We start from the raw sequence: 15,105 nt of genomic DNA, 5'->3' as shown, positions 1-15,105 counted from the left end.
AGCCTGATGGCTGCGGGGTTCTCGGACTACGTCGTATTAATTGGGTCGTACTAGCCGCAAACTATGGCGGCAGTCGCAATTGCTCCGACGCCCTAGGCGAGAAGATTCCCCTCAAACATCAATATTCCCCGCCCTCAACGCATTCGACTCGATGAAAGCCCGCCGCGGCTCCACATCATCTCCCATGAGCGTCGTGAAAATACCATCAGCCGCAATAGCATCCTCAATCTGCACACGAAGCAAACGACGCACGGTCGGATCCATCGTCGTCTCCCAAAGCTGCTCAGGATTCATCTCACCGAGACCCTTATAGCGCTGCTTGGAAACGTTGCGTTCAGCATCAGCCAGCAACCACTTCATCGCGCTCTTGAAGTCGCTAACCGCCATACTCCGCTCACCACGCTTGATCACCGCGCCAACGCCAATCAACCCCTTGAACGTATTGGCGGTATTGATCAACTGCTGATAATCCGCGGTCAACTGAAACTCTTCATCGAACACGGAAATCTTCTGATTACCGTGGTGAGTACGAGCGACGCGCAGCGAGCGCAGTTCACGCACCGGGTCATACATCGTGGTGACCGTCACCTCGGGCTTCAGTGCATCGTCGCGCAGCTTGACCTCGAGTGCCTTGGCCGAAGCCTCGGCCGCCGCTTCACTGGTGAGGTCGACCACCACCCCATCCATCACAGCCTCAAGCGCACCGGCGTCATACAACCGGCTCAAACGATTCACCACGGCCTGAGCAAGCAGATAAGCCCGAGCCAATTCACCCAATGCATCGCCGGTAATAGGCGTAGCGCCTTCCGAAGCCACCAGCTCCGACCCTTGCAGCGCGAGCTTCAGAATGTGAGCATTGACCTCGGCCTCATCCTTCAGATACCGCTCGTCCTTACCCGCCTTGATCTTGAAAAGCGGCGGTTGCGCGATGTAGATATACCCACGCTCGATCATGTCCGGCATCTGACGATAGAAGAACGTCAGCAACAGTGTCCGAATGTGCGCACCGTCGACGTCAGCATCGGTCATGATGATGATGCGGTGATAACGCAGCTTATCGAGGTTGTAATCGTCCTTGCCAATCCCGCAACCCAACGCGGTAATCAGCGTCACGATCTGCTCCGAAGAAAGCAGCTTGTCATAGCGCGCCTTCTCCACATTGAGCACCTTGCCGCGCAGCGGCAAGATCGCCTGAAACTTCCGGTCACGCCCCTGCTTCGCCGAGCCGCCTGCCGAGTCGCCCTCGACGATATAAATCTCGGACTTCGCCGGATCCTTCTCCTGACAATCCGCGAGCTTCCCTGGCAAACCGACGCCGTCGAGCACGCCCTTACGACGCGTCATTTCGCGCGCTTTGCGAGCCGCATCGCGCGCGCGCGCCGCATCGACGATCTTGCCGCAAATGATCTTCGCGTCGTTCGGCGTTTCCAGCAGGAATTCCTCAAGCGCCTTCGCGACCACGTCTTCCACCGGCGCGCGCACTTCCGACGACACCAGCTTGTCCTTCGTCTGCGCGCTGAACTTAGGCTCCGGCACCTTCACGGAAAGCACGCACGAGAGCCCTTCACGCATGTCGTCGCCGGAGGTTTCGACCTTGGCCTTCTTCGCGACTTCGTGATCGTTGATGTACTTGTTCAACACGCGCGTCATCGCCGCACGCAACCCGGTCAGGTGCGTGCCGCCGTCGCGCTGCGGAATGTTGTTCGTGAAGCACAGCACGTTTTCGTTGTAGCTGTCGTTCCACTGCATCGCCACTTCCACGCCGACGCCGTCCTTCTCGCCACTGATGTGGAAAATGTTCGGGTGCAGTACGGCCTTGTTCTTGTTGATGTACTCGACAAAACCCTTCACGCCGCCGACGAACGCGAAATCTTCTTCCTTGCCGCTGCGCTGATCCGTCAGGCGAATGCGCACGCCGTTATTCAGGAACGACAGTTCGCGAATCCGCTTGGCCAGAATGTCGTAGTGATATTCGACATTGCCGAAGATCGTCTCGTCGGCCATGAAGTGCACTTCAGTACCTCGGTTCTCGGTATCGCCTACCACCGGAATCGGCGACACGGCAACGCCGTCGATCTCTTCGATCAAGCGGTTCTGCGGCACGCCACGGTGGAATTCCATGAAGTGCTTCTTGCCATCGCGGCGCACGGTCAGGCGCAGCCACGCGGAGAGCGCGTTCACGCACGACACGCCCACGCCGTGCAGACCGCCAGACACCTTGTAGCTGTTCTGGTCGAACTTGCCGCCGGCGTGCAGTTCGGTCATCACGATTTCGGCGGCGCTACGCTTCGGGTCGTGCTTGTCGTCCATCTTCAGACCGGTCGGCACGCCGCGGCCGTTGTCGGTGATCGAGATGGAGTTGTCCGCGTGAATGATCACCTGGATGTCGTTGCAGTGCCCGGCCAACGCCTCGTCGATCGAGTTGTCGAGCACCTCGAACACGAGGTGGTGCAAACCGGTGCCATCCGATGTATCCCCGATGTACATCCCCGGCCGCTTGCGCACAGCCTCCAGACCTTCGAGGATCTGAATGGACGAGGCGCCGTAGCTGTTGTCGGGTTGCGTATTGTTCGTTTCAGTCATGGATTTTTTCCGGTTCTGCGTTACTGCAAGGTTGCTGCTCGGGACTTTTCAAAACGCCATAAAAACGCCAAAGGGGCGCTGCGCCCCTTGGTGTGTTCTAGGTGTTGGACGCGTCAGATGCGCATCGGCATCACCACGTATTTGAATTCGTCGTTCTCGGGAATCGTGATCAACGCGCTGGAGCTGGCGTCGCCCAGGCTCACTTGCAACATGTCGACCTTCAGGTTCGCGAGCACGTCGAGCAGATACGTGACGTTGAACCCGATATCGACGCTGTCGCCGTCGTACGCGATTTCCAGTTCTTCCTGCGCCTCTTCCTGATCGGCGTTGGTGGACATGATCTTCAACTGGCCCGGCTCGATGATGCAGCGCACGCCCTTGAATTTGTCCGACGTCAAGATTGCCGCGCGTTGCAGCGAACGTTGCAGCTCTTCGCGGCCAATCAGGAATTGGTTCTTATGCGACTTCGGGATCACACGCTGGAAGTCGGGGAACTTGCCTTCCACCAGCTTCGACACCAGTTCGACCTGGCCAAACGTGAACTTCACCTGCGTTTGCGCGATGTCGATCTTCAGCGTGTCGTCGATGTCTTCCAGCAGACGCTGCAGTTCCAGAATCGTCTTGCGCGGAATGATCACTTCCTGGCGCGTGAACGAACCTTCGATCTTCATCGACGAGAACGCCAGACGGTGGCCATCGGTGGCGACCGCCATCAGCTGGTCGCCGTCCACCACCAGCAGCATGCCGTTCAGGTAGTAGCGGATGTCCTGCTGGGCCATCGAAAAATGGACCATGCCTAGCAACTGGCGGAACGTCTTCTGGGGAACCACGAGGTTCGCGCCGTAGTCTTTAGCTTGCGCGACCGTCGGGAATTCGTCCGCGGCGAGCGTTTGCAGCGCAAAGCGGCTCTTGCCGGATTGCACGGTCAGGCGCTTGTCGTTCAAAGTGAGCGTGACTTGCCCGTCGGGCATCGCGCGCAGAATGTCGAGGAGCTTTCGTGCTGCCACCGTGGTCGCCACCGAATCGCCGCCCACGCCGAAATCGGCACGCGTGGTGATCTGCAATTCGAGGTCGGTCGACAGGAACGACACATCAGGGCCGTTCTTGGTAATCAGCAAATTGGCGAGGATCGGCAACGTATGGCGGCGTTCGACGATGCCGCTCACAGTTTGCAGCGGCCTGAGGAGGTTATCGCGTTCGGTCTTGACCAGTTGCATAGAGTTCCTTCGTTGATATAACGGCCTGCGCGCCTTGCCAGGTAAGCTTTGCAGCATGCAGCCGTGGCTCCCCGCCGGCGCCACGCAGCGCCCGTCACGGCGTGAAATCCGCCCGCGGCCGCCGGGCGGTTAAACCTGTATTGTGCCTGAAAATGGAACCGCCTCACTAAAATGGGGGCGAGTTTGGAAATAAACAGGTCGATTTTTCCGTCCGGCCCGCTTAGCCCTTAAGCGTTTGCTCCAGCACGTGCAGTTCGTGGTTCAGCTGGGCGTCCTTGCTGCGTTCGTCGGCAATTTTGCGCACCGCGTGCAGCACGGTCGTGTGGTCGCGTCCGCCGAACAACTCGCCGATTTCCGGCAGGCTCTTCTGGGTCAGCTCCTTCGCCAGGTACATCGCGATCTGCCGCGGCCGCGCGATGTTCGCCGGTCGTTTTTTCGAATACATGTCAGCGACCTTGATGCTGTAGAAATCAGCCACGGTCTTCTGGATGTTCTCCACCGAAATCTGCCGGTTCTGCACCGTCAGCAGGTCTTTCAGCGCTTCTTTGGTCAGTTCGATCGTGATTTCGCGGCCGTGGAACTTCGAGTACGCGAGGATCTTGCGCAGCGCGCCTTCGAGCTCGCGGACGTTCGAGCGCAAGTGCTTGGCGACGAAGAACGCGACGTCCTCGTTCAGGCTGACGAACTCCGACTGCGCCTTGCGCATCAGAATCGCGACGCGCATTTCCAGCTCGGGCGGCTCGATCGCGACCGTGAGGCCCGAGTCGAAGCGCGAGATCAGGCGGTCGTCGATCCCCGAAATTTCCTTCGGATACGTGTCGCTGGTGATGATCACCTGCGCCTTGTTCGCGACCAGCGCCTCGAACGCGTAGAAGAATTCTTCCTGCGTGCGCGACTTGCCGGAAAAGAACTGAATATCGTCGATCAGCAGCAGGTCGAGCGAGTGGTAGTAGCGCTTGAAATCGTCGAACGCCTTGCGCTGGTACGCCTTCACCACGTCGGACACGTACTGTTCCGCGTGGATGTAGCGAATCCGCGCGCCGGCCTTGTCCATCAGAAGCTGGTTGCCGATTGCGTGGATCAGGTGGGTCTTGCCCAGACCCACGCCGCCATACAGGAACAGCGGGTTGTACGAGATGCCGGGGTTGTCCGCAACCTGAATCGCCGCGGCGCGCGCCAGTTGGTTGGCCTTGCCGGTCACGAAGTTGTCGAAGGTCAGAACCGGGTTCAGCTTCGAGCGCTCGTACATCGAGTCGTTTTCGCCGCTGCTGCTCGAACCAGCGCTCTGGCCCGGACGCCAGGTGCGGCGTGCGGCAGCGGCTTCGTTTGCGTCGAGACTCGGCAGATCGAGGTCGGCGGCGTCTTCGGCAGCCGCGCGGGCGTTGGCGTTTTGCGTGGCCATCGCATGGTTGGCGCGGGCCATCTGCGCCGCCTGCACGGCGCCGACCGCCGCGTCCACTGCGGCGCCGCCGCCGGAATGGCCGCCGCCCATCGGCGCGGACGAAGCCGGTCGAGTAGGCGCAGGCGCTGGCGCGAGGGCGCGCATGCCGGCTCTCGGATCCAGCACGAATTGCACGTCGACCGGGGCTTGCCAGAAATCGCGGGCCATATCCGCGATGCGGCCGGAGAACTGGCTCTTGACCCAGTCGAGCTTGAAGCGGTTCGGCGCGGCGATGCTAAGCGTGTTCGCAGCGGCGTCGAAGGCGACCGGGGCCAACGGTTTGATCCACGTCACGTACTGCTGGGGCGTAAGCTCACGCTCCAGCAATGCGGAACAGTGTTGCCAGAAATCGTTCATCGAGTTGCTGTCGTTATGGTGTGCACGGCGGTCGCCGCTGCCCTTGTCGCGCGCGCGCAACAAGGCCCTGAGCAGCCAGGCGTAACGGCTCCAGGCGCTTGTGCCACAAGGGTTTGCGGGGCAAGCGAGCCGGAGCGGCGTGCAGGATTTTTGGGAAGTAAGGCGAGATTCTAACGCCAAAACGGACCCAAAAGGGAGTTATCCACAGGGACGGATCATCTGGCGAAGGAGGCCCGGTCCGCGGCCGAACCTGGCTAAACTATTGACGGCCAACGGAAAAGCGGTTTAAATAGCGGGTTCCGCGAAAACCAATTTCAGTAAACCTCCGGCCATTGCGCTTTCAGCGATGCTCGCGCGGTTTTTTTTCGATCAAGTGAGAGCAACATGAAACGTACTTACCAACCTTCCGTTACCCGTCGCAAGCGCACCCACGGCTTTCGCGTTCGCATGAAGACCGCTGGCGGCCGCAAGGTCATCAACGCACGTCGCGCGAAGGGCCGCAAGCGCCTCGCCATCTAAGGCGAGCGGATTGCGCGCTGTGACCGAAGCCCGCGGCGAAGCGGGAGCGGCTGGGGCGCAGCAACCGGGCTCGGTTCCGTTGCGAGCGCACGCCGCCTTTCCCAAAGCCGCAAGGCTACTGAAAACGGATGAATTTTCATCCGTTTTTCGTTTGCGCCCGTGGCGCCGCACCGCGCACTTCGTGGTGTACGGTCGGCCTACCGGCAACGACGCGCGCTTGGGCCTCGTGATCGGCAAAAAGTATGCGCCGCGCGCGGCCACGCGTAATCTGGTACGTCGAATTGCGCGAGAAGCCTTCCGGCTGCGTCGCGCGGAATTCGGCGGTTGGGATGTGCTGCTGCGTTTGCACACGCGCTTCGACAAGAAGGCTTTGCCGAGCGCCTCGTCGCCGCCGTTGAAGGCGCTGTGCCGCAGCGAAATCGAGGCGCTGCTCGACAAGGCAGCGCGCGAAATTGTCCGTCGCGAGGCGCCGCCCGCGGAAGCGCCCAAGACGGAATGACGCTCAAGTGACCGCCCGTATTGAAGGTTCGGCAGTTCAAGCCGCTTTGGCCGCCCTGCCGGGCGGGCGTCACCCGGTACTCCACGTTGCGCGGCGCCGTCCGGCCGCATCAGCCATGCAAACGGTACTCATCGCTTTATTGCGTTTTTACAAGGTTGCCGTGAGCCCAATGCTCGGCAACCGGTGCCGTTTTTACCCTTCCTGTTCTGATTACGCGCGCGAAGCAATCCAGTATCATGGCGCCGCGCGCGGGACTTATCTCGCCGCCAGGCGTATTTGCCGCTGCCACCCGTTTTCCGCGGGCGGCATCGATCTCGTCCCGCCTCCCACTTCTGAAAAGCGCTGACGCGCCGTTCCATCGACACTGAGACAACGCATGGATATCAAACGCACCGTCCTATGGGTCATCTTTTTCATGTCAGCTGTCATGCTGTTCGACAACTGGCAACGCGACCACGGACGCCCGTCGATGTTCTTCCCGAGCGCCACGCCGACCAAGACCGTCGGTAGCGCCGCACCGGGAACCACGACGCCGGGAACCCAGCCGGCCGATCTGCCGGCCACCAACGCAGCCGCGCCCGGCAACGCGCCGGCGGCGACGCAATCGCAACTCGTGAAGTTCTCCACCGACGTCTATAGCGGTGAGATCGACACGCGCGGCGGCACGTTGTCGCGGCTCTCGCTCGTCAAGCAGGGCGACGGCAAGACGCCGGATCTGGTGATCACGCTGTTCGACCGCACGAACAATCACACGTATCTGGCCCGCACGGGTCTGCTCGGCGGCGATTTCCCGAATCACAACGACGTCTTCACGCTGATGCCGAATCAGCAGACCGAACTGAAGGGTGACGAGAAAACGTTCAGCCTGAGCTTCGAGTCGCCGGAGAAGGGTGGCGTGAAGGTCATCAAGACCTACACGTTCACGCGCGGCAGCTACGTGATCGGTGTCGAAACGAAGATCCAGAACGTCGGCAGCACGCCGGTGACGCCGTCGGTCTATATGGAACTGGTGCGTGACGATCAGCCGGTGGAAACGCCGCGCTTCTCGCACACGTTCATCGGACCGGCTGTCTACACCGACCAGCATCACTTCCAGAAGATGACGTTCGGCGACATCGACAAGAACAAGCAGGATTACGCGAACTCGGCCGACAACGGCTGGATCGCGATGGTCCAGCATTACTTCGCGTCGGCGTGGATTCCGCAGCAGGGCGCGAAGCGCGACATCTACGTCGAGAAGATCGATCCGTCGCTGTATCGCGTGGGCGTCAAGCAGCCGCTGCCGACCATCGCGCCGGGCCAGACGGTCAACGTGTCGGCGCGCCTGTTCGCGGGTCCGGAAGAAGAGCGCATGCTCGAAGGCATCGCGCCGGGTCTGGAACTGGTGAAGGACTACGGCTGGGTCACGATCATCGCGAAGCCGCTGTTCTGGCTGCTCGAGAAGATCCACAGCTATGTCGGCAACTGGGGCTGGTCGATCGTGCTGCTCACGGTGCTGATCAAGGCGGTGTTCTTCCCGCTTTCGGCCGCGAGCTACAAGTCGATGGCGCGCATGAAGGCGATCACGCCGCGCATGCAGGCCTTGCGCGAACGCTTCAAGGGCGATCCGCAAAAGATGAACGCCGCGCTGATGGAGCTGTACAAGACCGAGAAGGTCAATCCGTTCGGCGGCTGTCTGCCGGTCGTGATTCAGATTCCGGTGTTCATCTCGCTGTACTGGGTGCTGCTGTCGTCGGTGGAAATGCGCGGCGCGCCGTGGATTCTGTGGATTCACGATCTGTCGCAGCAGGACCCGTTCTTCATCCTGCCGGTGCTGATGGCCGTCTCGATGTTCCTGCAGACCAAGCTGAACCCGACGCCGCCGGACCCGGTTCAGGCCAAGATGATGATGTTCATGCCGATTGCGTTCTCGGTCATGTTCTTCTTCTTCCCGGCCGGTCTGGTGCTCTACTACGTCGTCAATAACGTCCTGTCGATCGCACAGCAGTACTACATCACGCGCATGATGGGCAAGTCGTCGGTGAAGCCTGCCTGACGCACTGTCCGAAAGGCGGCGGCGGCAAAGCCCGCCGCCTCGCGTCAGGCTGAGGCAGGCCGACGCTGACTGACCAGGCAGCGACAAAAAAAGCCGTCCGGTGCAAACCGGGCGGCTTTTTTCATGGGCGCACGAATCTCGGACGTCGCCTCGGCTCTTCCATTACTCCTCGGTGTCTTCGCCGTAAAAGCGCTCGATCATTTCCTCGACCAGGTTGCGGTCTTTCGGCATCAGTGACGCGATCTTCGAAGCGAGTTCGATCGTTTCCGGCGTCGGCGGATATTTCTCGCCACGCGCCATGGGTCGGCTGCTCGACCCGGGCGGCGGTCCGTAGTGAAGCCAATGCTCCTTGACGTTCAACCATTCGGCTAACGTGCGCAGCTTGTCCGCCTTGGGGATCGTCGTACCCGTCAACCACTTGTGCGCGGTTTGCGGCGTAACGGGACGCTCGCCGTGATAGCGAAGATTGAATTGCTCGGCGAGTTTAGTCCCGCCGCGAATCTTGAGCGGCTCTAGCAGATCCTTCAGCCTCTTGGCGAAGGCGGCTTTTTCTTTGTCGGTTGGCATGGGCCAGATTGTGCAATTCAGGATCCTCCGAGTTGACAACCAGACAGGCTTGTTATTAGCGTATTTGAGATAGTTTTAGCTTACGAGGCGCGCCGGACAAAGCGTTTCGGCAATTTTATTTTTTTCAATTTTTCTTTACTCAGCGGGCTTTCACGCCGCTTCTTGTCTTATTTAACTTCACTTTTTCTCAGATAGTGTAGGAATAATCCTAGCTTATTTGAGATAAATCCAAGTTGCCTCCAGAATCGGGGACAGGCGTATTCGCGGCCCGCCGCGCAGTCGTCACCCGCGCCCGCGTTACAATGCCTCGCGCTGTTCGACTGGCGCCGTCCCGCCCTTCTCTCCGCTTTTTTCCACGCACCCATGCTCACCACCGATTCCGATCCCATCGTCGCCATTGCTACCGCGCCCGGCCGGGGAGGCATCGGTGTCGTGCGGATTTCGTTTGGCCGCGCGGGGGAGACGGTGGCCCAGCCGCTGATGCAGGCGCTCACCGGCCAGGCGCTCGCGCCACGCCACGCCAGCTACGTGCCGTTTCTGGACGACGGCGGTAAAGCGCTCGATCGGGGTATCGCGCTGTATTTTCCCGCGCCGCATTCGTACACCGGCGAACACGTACTCGAACTGCAGGGCCATGGCGGCCCCGTCGTGTTGCAACTCGTATTGCAGCGCTGTATCGACGCCGGCCGCGCCTTCGGCCTGCGCCTTGCCGAACCGGGCGAATTCACCCGCCGCGCGTTCCTGAACGACAAGCTCGATCTGGCGCAAGCTGAAGCCGTCGCCGATCTGATCGAGGCGAGCACCGAAGCCGCCGCGCGTTCGGCCGGCCGCTCGCTCGACGGCGCGTTTTCGCGCGACATCCACGCGCTGGTCGAAGAGGTGATCACGCTGCGCATGCTGGTCGAAGCGACGCTCGACTTTCCGGAAGAAGAAATCGACTTCCTCGAAGCCGCCGATGCGCGCGGCAAGCTGGCGCGCATTCGCGAACGCCTCGCGCACGTGCTGAGCGAAGCGCGCCAGGGCGCGTTGCTGCGCGAAGGTTTGTCTGTGGTGCTCGCGGGCCAGCCGAACGTCGGTAAATCGTCGCTGCTGAACGCGCTGGCTGGCGCCGAGCTGGCCATCGTCACGCCGATCGCGGGCACGACCCGCGACAAGGTCGCGCAAACCATCCAGATCGAAGGCATTCCGCTGCACGTGATCGACACCGCCGGCCTGCGCGATACCGAAGACGAAGTGGAGAAGATCGGCATTGCGCGCACCTGGAGCGAAATCGAGCGCGCGGACGTGGTGCTGCATCTGCTCGACGCGCGCACCGGCATGACTGCCGAGGACGAAGCAATCGCCGGGCGCTTTCCCGGCGGTGTGCCGGTAGTGCGTGTGCTGAACAAGACCGACCTGACAGGTCTCGCGCCGGCGGCCCAGGCGCTCGACGCGGATCTCGATCTCAGCGAGGTGCGCTTGTCGGCGAAACAGGGTGACGGCGTCGCGCTGTTGCGGGGCGAGTTGCTGCGGATTGCCGGCTGGCAGGCCGGCGCGGAAAGCGTGTACCTCGCGCGCGAGCGGCATCTGATTGCGTTGCGGGCCGCCGAGGAACATCTGGCGACGGCGGCCGCGCACGCGGATCAGAACTCACAGGCGTTGGATCTGTTCGCCGAGGAATTGCGACTCGCACAGGATCAGTTGAACTCGATTACCGGTGAGTTTAGTTCGGACGATCTCCTGGGCGTGATTTTCAGTAGATTTTGTATCGGCAAGTAGCAGTGGAACTGAGATTTGCGGTATTCCTAGACTGGTAGGCGTTTGCACGCCTTTCAGACCGCGCAGCGAAATTCGCCTCTCTCAACCCTGTTGACACAAAAACCCACGAATCTTTGGTACACAGCCAGCACAAGCGCTAAAATCGCCGCTGTCCTTGCATCAACGATCCGAGCATGCCCCGCCTCGCCGTCCCCCTCACCGAATCCCAGATTCGCGCGCTCGAACCGCGCGCTACCCGTTATTGCGTTGCCGACGGCAATGGTCTTGTGATCGAAGTCATGACCACCGGCACCAAGGTCTGGCGCTTTCGCTACACGCTGAACGGCAAACGCCAGCCGCTCGCGACCATCGGCGACTACCGGATGATCTCGCTGCGCGTCGCGCGGGCCAAGGCGCAGAAATACGCGGAGATGGTCGCCCAAGGTATCTCGCCGGTCGCCACCGCCCGGCGCGATCGCGGCGCCGAAAGCAAGGCGGACGTGCTGCGCGAAGCCGCCGACCTCTACCTCGCCACCGCCATGGCCGGCAAATCGGCCGAATATCGCCGCACCACCCGGCGCGCGCTCGACAAGGACGTATTGCCCGCGATCGGCGGCAAGCCGATCAACGCGGTCACCGCGGGCGACATCGTCGAAATCTGCGAACGGATCAAAAGCCGGGGCTCGCCGAAAATGGCGCTCCACACGCGTAACGTGGTCAAGCGCCTCTATGCCTATCTGATGGCCCGCCAGCTCGCGACCGGCAACCCGGCCGAGGTCGTTCCGGCGCGCTCCATCGCCACCTTCGACAGCCGCACGCGCGTGCTCTCCGGCGCGGAAATCGGCGGCATGCTGCGCGCGATCGACGCGTCGAGCATTCGCCGTCCCCTGAAGCTGGCGCTGCATCTGCTGGTGCTGACGATGGTGCGCAAATCGGATCTGGTGGACTCGACGTGGGCCGAATTCGATCTGGACAACGCGCTGTGGACGATTCCCGCTGCGCGTCTGAACATGGGCCGGGACCGCGTCGTCTATCTGCCGCATCAGGCTGTCTCGATGCTGCGCGAGCTTCACCGCGCCAAGGCCAGCCGACAGTTCGTATTCCCGAGCGTCCGGGGCGACGATCGGCCCATCGCGAAGAGCACATTGAATCAGGCGGTCAAAGCGCTCGGCCTCGAGGTTGAACATTTCGTGCTGCATGACTTCCGGCGCACAGCGTCGACGCATGTGCGCGAACTCGCGCAGAGAGAGGACGCGCTCGACGCCGTATCCGCGCTTGCTTCAGAGGGTCTATCGCAAGACGGCAAAGCGGAGCAGCAGCGTCGAATCCTTCAAGGCTGGGCGGACTTCGTCGATCAACAGCTTGAAACCGCGCGGCATGCTGCAAGCCGTGCGGTCTGAGGAACGTTTTCGCCCTTTGCGGCCGTCGTTTTTAGGTACACAACTCGATCATCGCCATAGGCAACTCAATGATCTGAATGAAAAATAAATTTCGACACCAGGTTTCAAAGGTGAGCCTTTGTCCGGCGTAAAGCACGGCGCCTAATCGCTTCACACTGTCCTTCTTTCCCTGATTCCCATCGCCTAAACTGAAGCATCGATGCAAGCCGATACGGAGGTTCCGATGCCTGAATCGTTGATCGCTTATTTGCTGGGGCCTGCCGTCATGATCGTGATCGGCCTTGCCATCTGGGCGGCGTCCCTCTACCACCGCAATACGAAGCCGCCGAGGCTCGAGCGCTGGCTCGATACGCACTACGCTGAATGGCTGCATCAGAAACATTGAGCAAACGCTGAGCGGTGCATCAAATGCAAAGGCCGTCGCATCGAGCGACGGCCTTTTTTCTGCGGCGCGGATGGACTGCGCGGCTCTCGGACGATTACCAGCCCGGTTGCGGTTGAGGTTGCCCGTATCCGTACTGCGCCGGCGGCGGCGCTGCGCAGGCGACATAGCCGCGCTGGTACGGGTCATAGCAGTACCCCGGCGGCGGCCCCGCATAGACCGGAGCGGGTTGATAAGCCGGCTGCGCATAGACAGGCTGCTGGTAAGCCACCACTGGCGCGGGCGTCAGCACGGAACTCACCACCGCGCCGAGGACGGCGCCGCCAATCAGCGCACCGACCACGTCGCCACCGCCATGACCGTGAGCCGAAGCTTGCCCGGCCACGCTCAGACTTCCCACCATCACCAACGCCACTGCGATCTTTTTCATTTTCAGCTCCCGCCATTCAGGCATGGAAAGGATTGTGAAGGGAGTGCATAGAAATAGATGCTGCAAGTGGTAACGAAACATTACGTTACAACCGCCCTCGCGCGAGCGTCGTCCGCCGTCTGCCCCGCCAATTGTCAATTGCGAAACAATCTCCCGATCAATGTAGAATCCGCCGCTTAAGCCGTCGGACAAATCCACCAATCCGACGACCCGCAAAGCTTTCTGATCCGTCGATCCTGGGACAGACCGGCATCAGCCAGCCGGGATCGGGACAAAGCCAAAAAGTAAGGGGCGTGCGCGTGAAACAATGGACCATCCGTCAACGGATTCTGTGCAGCTTCGGGATCGTGCTGATCGTGATGCTGGCAATGGCAATCGTCACTTTCCAGCAGCTTGGCGCGATCGACCGCGACGCGAAGGGTCAGCAGCAGGACTCGATGCCCGGCCTCTACTACGCGACCGCGATGCGCGCGGCCTGGTTCGAGAACTACTCGGTGACGCAGCGTCTGATCTACGTCGACGCGGACCCCGACGCCGTCAAGCGCGACGCCACGCGTTTGCAGGAAACCCAGCAGACGCTCCAGAAGCTGATCGACGACTACAGCTCGACCATCGCCCGCCAGACCGACCGGGACCTGTTCAACCATTTCCGCCAGCAGCACGCGCAGTACCTGCCGATCCAGACAGCGTTGCTCAACAACCTGCCTGCTTCGAAGGACAACGCCGCACGCATCTTCAACACGCAGCTCACGCCGATCTGGGAAACCGGCCGGTTGTCGGTGCGCAAGCTGGTTGAAGACAACAAGAGCTACTCCGACCAGGCCACGGACAGCATCCGCAACTCGGTCGAGACCACCCGCATCGTGTTGCTCGTGATGCTGCTGCTTGCCGCGATTGCCGCCGTGCTGGCCGGTTACTGGCTGCTGCGCGCGGTGACCACGCCGATGGCCAAGGTGCTGCAGGTGGTCGACGTGATGCGCACGGGCGACCTGACGCAACGTCTGCATCTGAATCGCGCGGACGAGATCGGCGCGCTCGAAGCCGGCTTCAACCGGATGACCGACGAACTCACCGCGCTGGTCGGCCAGGCGCAGAAATCGGCGATGCAGGTCACCACGTCGGTGACGGAAATCGCCGCGACCTCGCGCGAACAGCAAGCCACCGCGAACGAAACCGCCGCCACCACGACCGAGATCGGCGCGACTTCGCGTGAAATCTTCGCGACCTCGCGCGACCTGCTGCACACCATGAACGAAGTGTCGGAGGTCGCGGGCCAGTCGGCGGCGCTCGCGGGCACCGGGCACGCCGGCCTCGCGCGCATGGAAGAGACCATGCGCCTCGTGATGGAAGCGGCCGGCTCGGTCAACGCGAAGCTCGCGATCCTCAATGAGAAGGCCGGCAACATCAACCAGGTGGTCGCCACCATCACGAAGGTCGCGGACCAGACCAACCTGCTCTCGCTGAACGCGGCGATCGAAGCGGAAAAAGCGGGCGAATATGGCCGCGGCTTCGCCGTCGTGGCGACCGAGATCCGCCGCCTCGCCGACCAGACCGCCGTCGCGACCTACGACATCGAACAGATGGTCAAGGAGATCCAGTCGGCGGTGGCCGCGGGTGTGATGGGCATGGACAAGTTCTCCGAGGAAGTGCGACGCGGCATGCTCGACGTGCAGAACGTCGGCGGCCATCTCACGCAGATCATCCAGCAGGTGCAGCAGCTCGCGCCGCGCTTCTCGATGGTCAACGACGGGATGCAGACCCAGGCGACCGGCGCCGAGCAGATCACCCAGGCGCTGACGCAGTTGTCGGAGGCCGCGCAGCAGACGGCGGAATCGCTGCGCCAGTCGACTCAGGCGATCGACGATCTGACGCACGTCGCCAACAGTCTGCGCACCGGCGTGTCGCGCTTCAAGGTGGTGGCCTGACGCGCGCCGCAAG

The 15,105-nt window shown here is 61.6% G+C and carries 13 protein-coding genes; 8 read left to right on the top strand and 5 right to left on the bottom strand.

Annotation, left to right across the window (positions count from 1 at the left end; translation table 11 throughout):
- Nucleotides 1-111: 111 nt before the first annotated feature.
- From gyrB to dnaA, 3 genes are all read right to left on the bottom strand, one after another.
- On the bottom strand, nt 112-2,583 hold the full coding sequence (gyrB, locus tag ACZ9H4_RS23245) for a DNA topoisomerase (ATP-hydrolyzing) subunit B (RefSeq protein WP_476121079.1): 2,472 nt from the start codon (nt 2,581-2,583) through the stop codon (nt 112-114).
- A gap of 113 nt (nt 2,584-2,696) precedes the next feature.
- Entirely contained in the window at nt 2,697-3,800 is a 1,104-nt protein-coding gene (gene dnaN, locus ACZ9H4_RS23240; protein WP_408139804.1) for a DNA polymerase III subunit beta, read from the bottom strand.
- 220 nt (nt 3,801-4,020) lie between these two features.
- Entirely contained in the window at nt 4,021-5,598 is a 1,578-nt protein-coding gene (gene dnaA / locus ACZ9H4_RS23235; RefSeq protein ID WP_476121076.1) for a chromosomal replication initiator protein DnaA, read from the bottom strand.
- 384 nt (nt 5,599-5,982) lie between these two features.
- Between dnaA and rpmH the strand changes: the two genes are divergently transcribed.
- From rpmH to yidC, 4 genes are all read left to right on the top strand, one after another.
- Nucleotides 5,983-6,117, top strand: a complete 135-nt coding sequence (rpmH, locus tag ACZ9H4_RS23230) for a 50S ribosomal protein L34 (protein WP_004198824.1) — start codon at nt 5,983-5,985, stop codon at nt 6,115-6,117.
- A 19-nt stretch (nt 6,118-6,136) separates the two neighbouring features.
- Nucleotides 6,137-6,616, top strand: coding sequence for a ribonuclease P protein component (locus ACZ9H4_RS23225; protein ID WP_408139807.1), 480 nt, complete (start codon nt 6,137-6,139; stop codon nt 6,614-6,616).
- A gap of 115 nt (nt 6,617-6,731) precedes the next feature.
- A complete protein-coding gene (gene yidD / locus ACZ9H4_RS23220; RefSeq protein ID WP_007180115.1) occupies nt 6,732-6,962 on the top strand; it encodes a membrane protein insertion efficiency factor YidD in 231 nt (76 codons plus the stop codon).
- 30 nt (nt 6,963-6,992) lie between these two features.
- A complete protein-coding gene (yidC, locus tag ACZ9H4_RS23215) occupies nt 6,993-8,651 on the top strand; it encodes a membrane protein insertase YidC (RefSeq protein WP_408139808.1) in 1,659 nt (552 codons plus the stop codon).
- Nucleotides 8,652-8,813: 162 nt separating this feature from the next.
- Here the strand turns inward: yidC and ACZ9H4_RS23210 are convergent, their stop codons facing one another.
- Complete coding sequence (locus tag ACZ9H4_RS23210) at nt 8,814-9,218, bottom strand: XRE family transcriptional regulator (RefSeq protein WP_408139810.1); 405 nt, start codon at nt 9,216-9,218, stop codon at nt 8,814-8,816.
- Nucleotides 9,219-9,581: 363 nt separating this feature from the next.
- Here ACZ9H4_RS23210 and mnmE point away from each other — a divergent pair, with 363 nt between their 5' ends.
- From mnmE to ACZ9H4_RS23195, 3 genes are all read left to right on the top strand, one after another.
- A complete protein-coding gene (gene mnmE, locus ACZ9H4_RS23205; protein WP_408152711.1) occupies nt 9,582-10,976 on the top strand; it encodes a tRNA uridine-5-carboxymethylaminomethyl(34) synthesis GTPase MnmE in 1,395 nt (464 codons plus the stop codon).
- Between the two features lie 173 nt (nt 10,977-11,149).
- Entirely contained in the window at nt 11,150-12,355 is a 1,206-nt protein-coding gene (locus tag ACZ9H4_RS23200) for a tyrosine-type recombinase/integrase (RefSeq protein ID WP_476121070.1), read from the top strand.
- Nucleotides 12,356-12,578: 223 nt separating this feature from the next.
- Nucleotides 12,579-12,740, top strand: coding sequence for a hypothetical protein (locus ACZ9H4_RS23195; protein ID WP_476121069.1), 162 nt, complete (start codon nt 12,579-12,581; stop codon nt 12,738-12,740).
- A 94-nt stretch (nt 12,741-12,834) separates the two neighbouring features.
- Here ACZ9H4_RS23195 and ACZ9H4_RS23190 read toward each other — a convergent pair whose 3' ends face one another.
- Nucleotides 12,835-13,167 (bottom strand): ecotin precursor, encoded by a 333-nt coding sequence (locus ACZ9H4_RS23190; protein ID WP_408139817.1) that lies wholly within the window; start codon nt 13,165-13,167, stop codon nt 12,835-12,837.
- A gap of 299 nt (nt 13,168-13,466) precedes the next feature.
- Between ACZ9H4_RS23190 and ACZ9H4_RS23185 the strand changes: the two genes are divergently transcribed.
- Entirely contained in the window at nt 13,467-15,092 is a 1,626-nt protein-coding gene (locus ACZ9H4_RS23185) for a methyl-accepting chemotaxis protein (protein WP_408323177.1), read from the top strand.
- Nucleotides 15,093-15,105: the final 13 nt, after the last annotated feature.

The sequence above is a fragment of the Paraburkholderia sp. TE9906 genome (genome assembly GCF_056279605.1).
The sequence above is the reverse complement of the archived record's forward strand: the minus strand, read 5'-3'. Positions and strand labels throughout refer to the sequence as shown.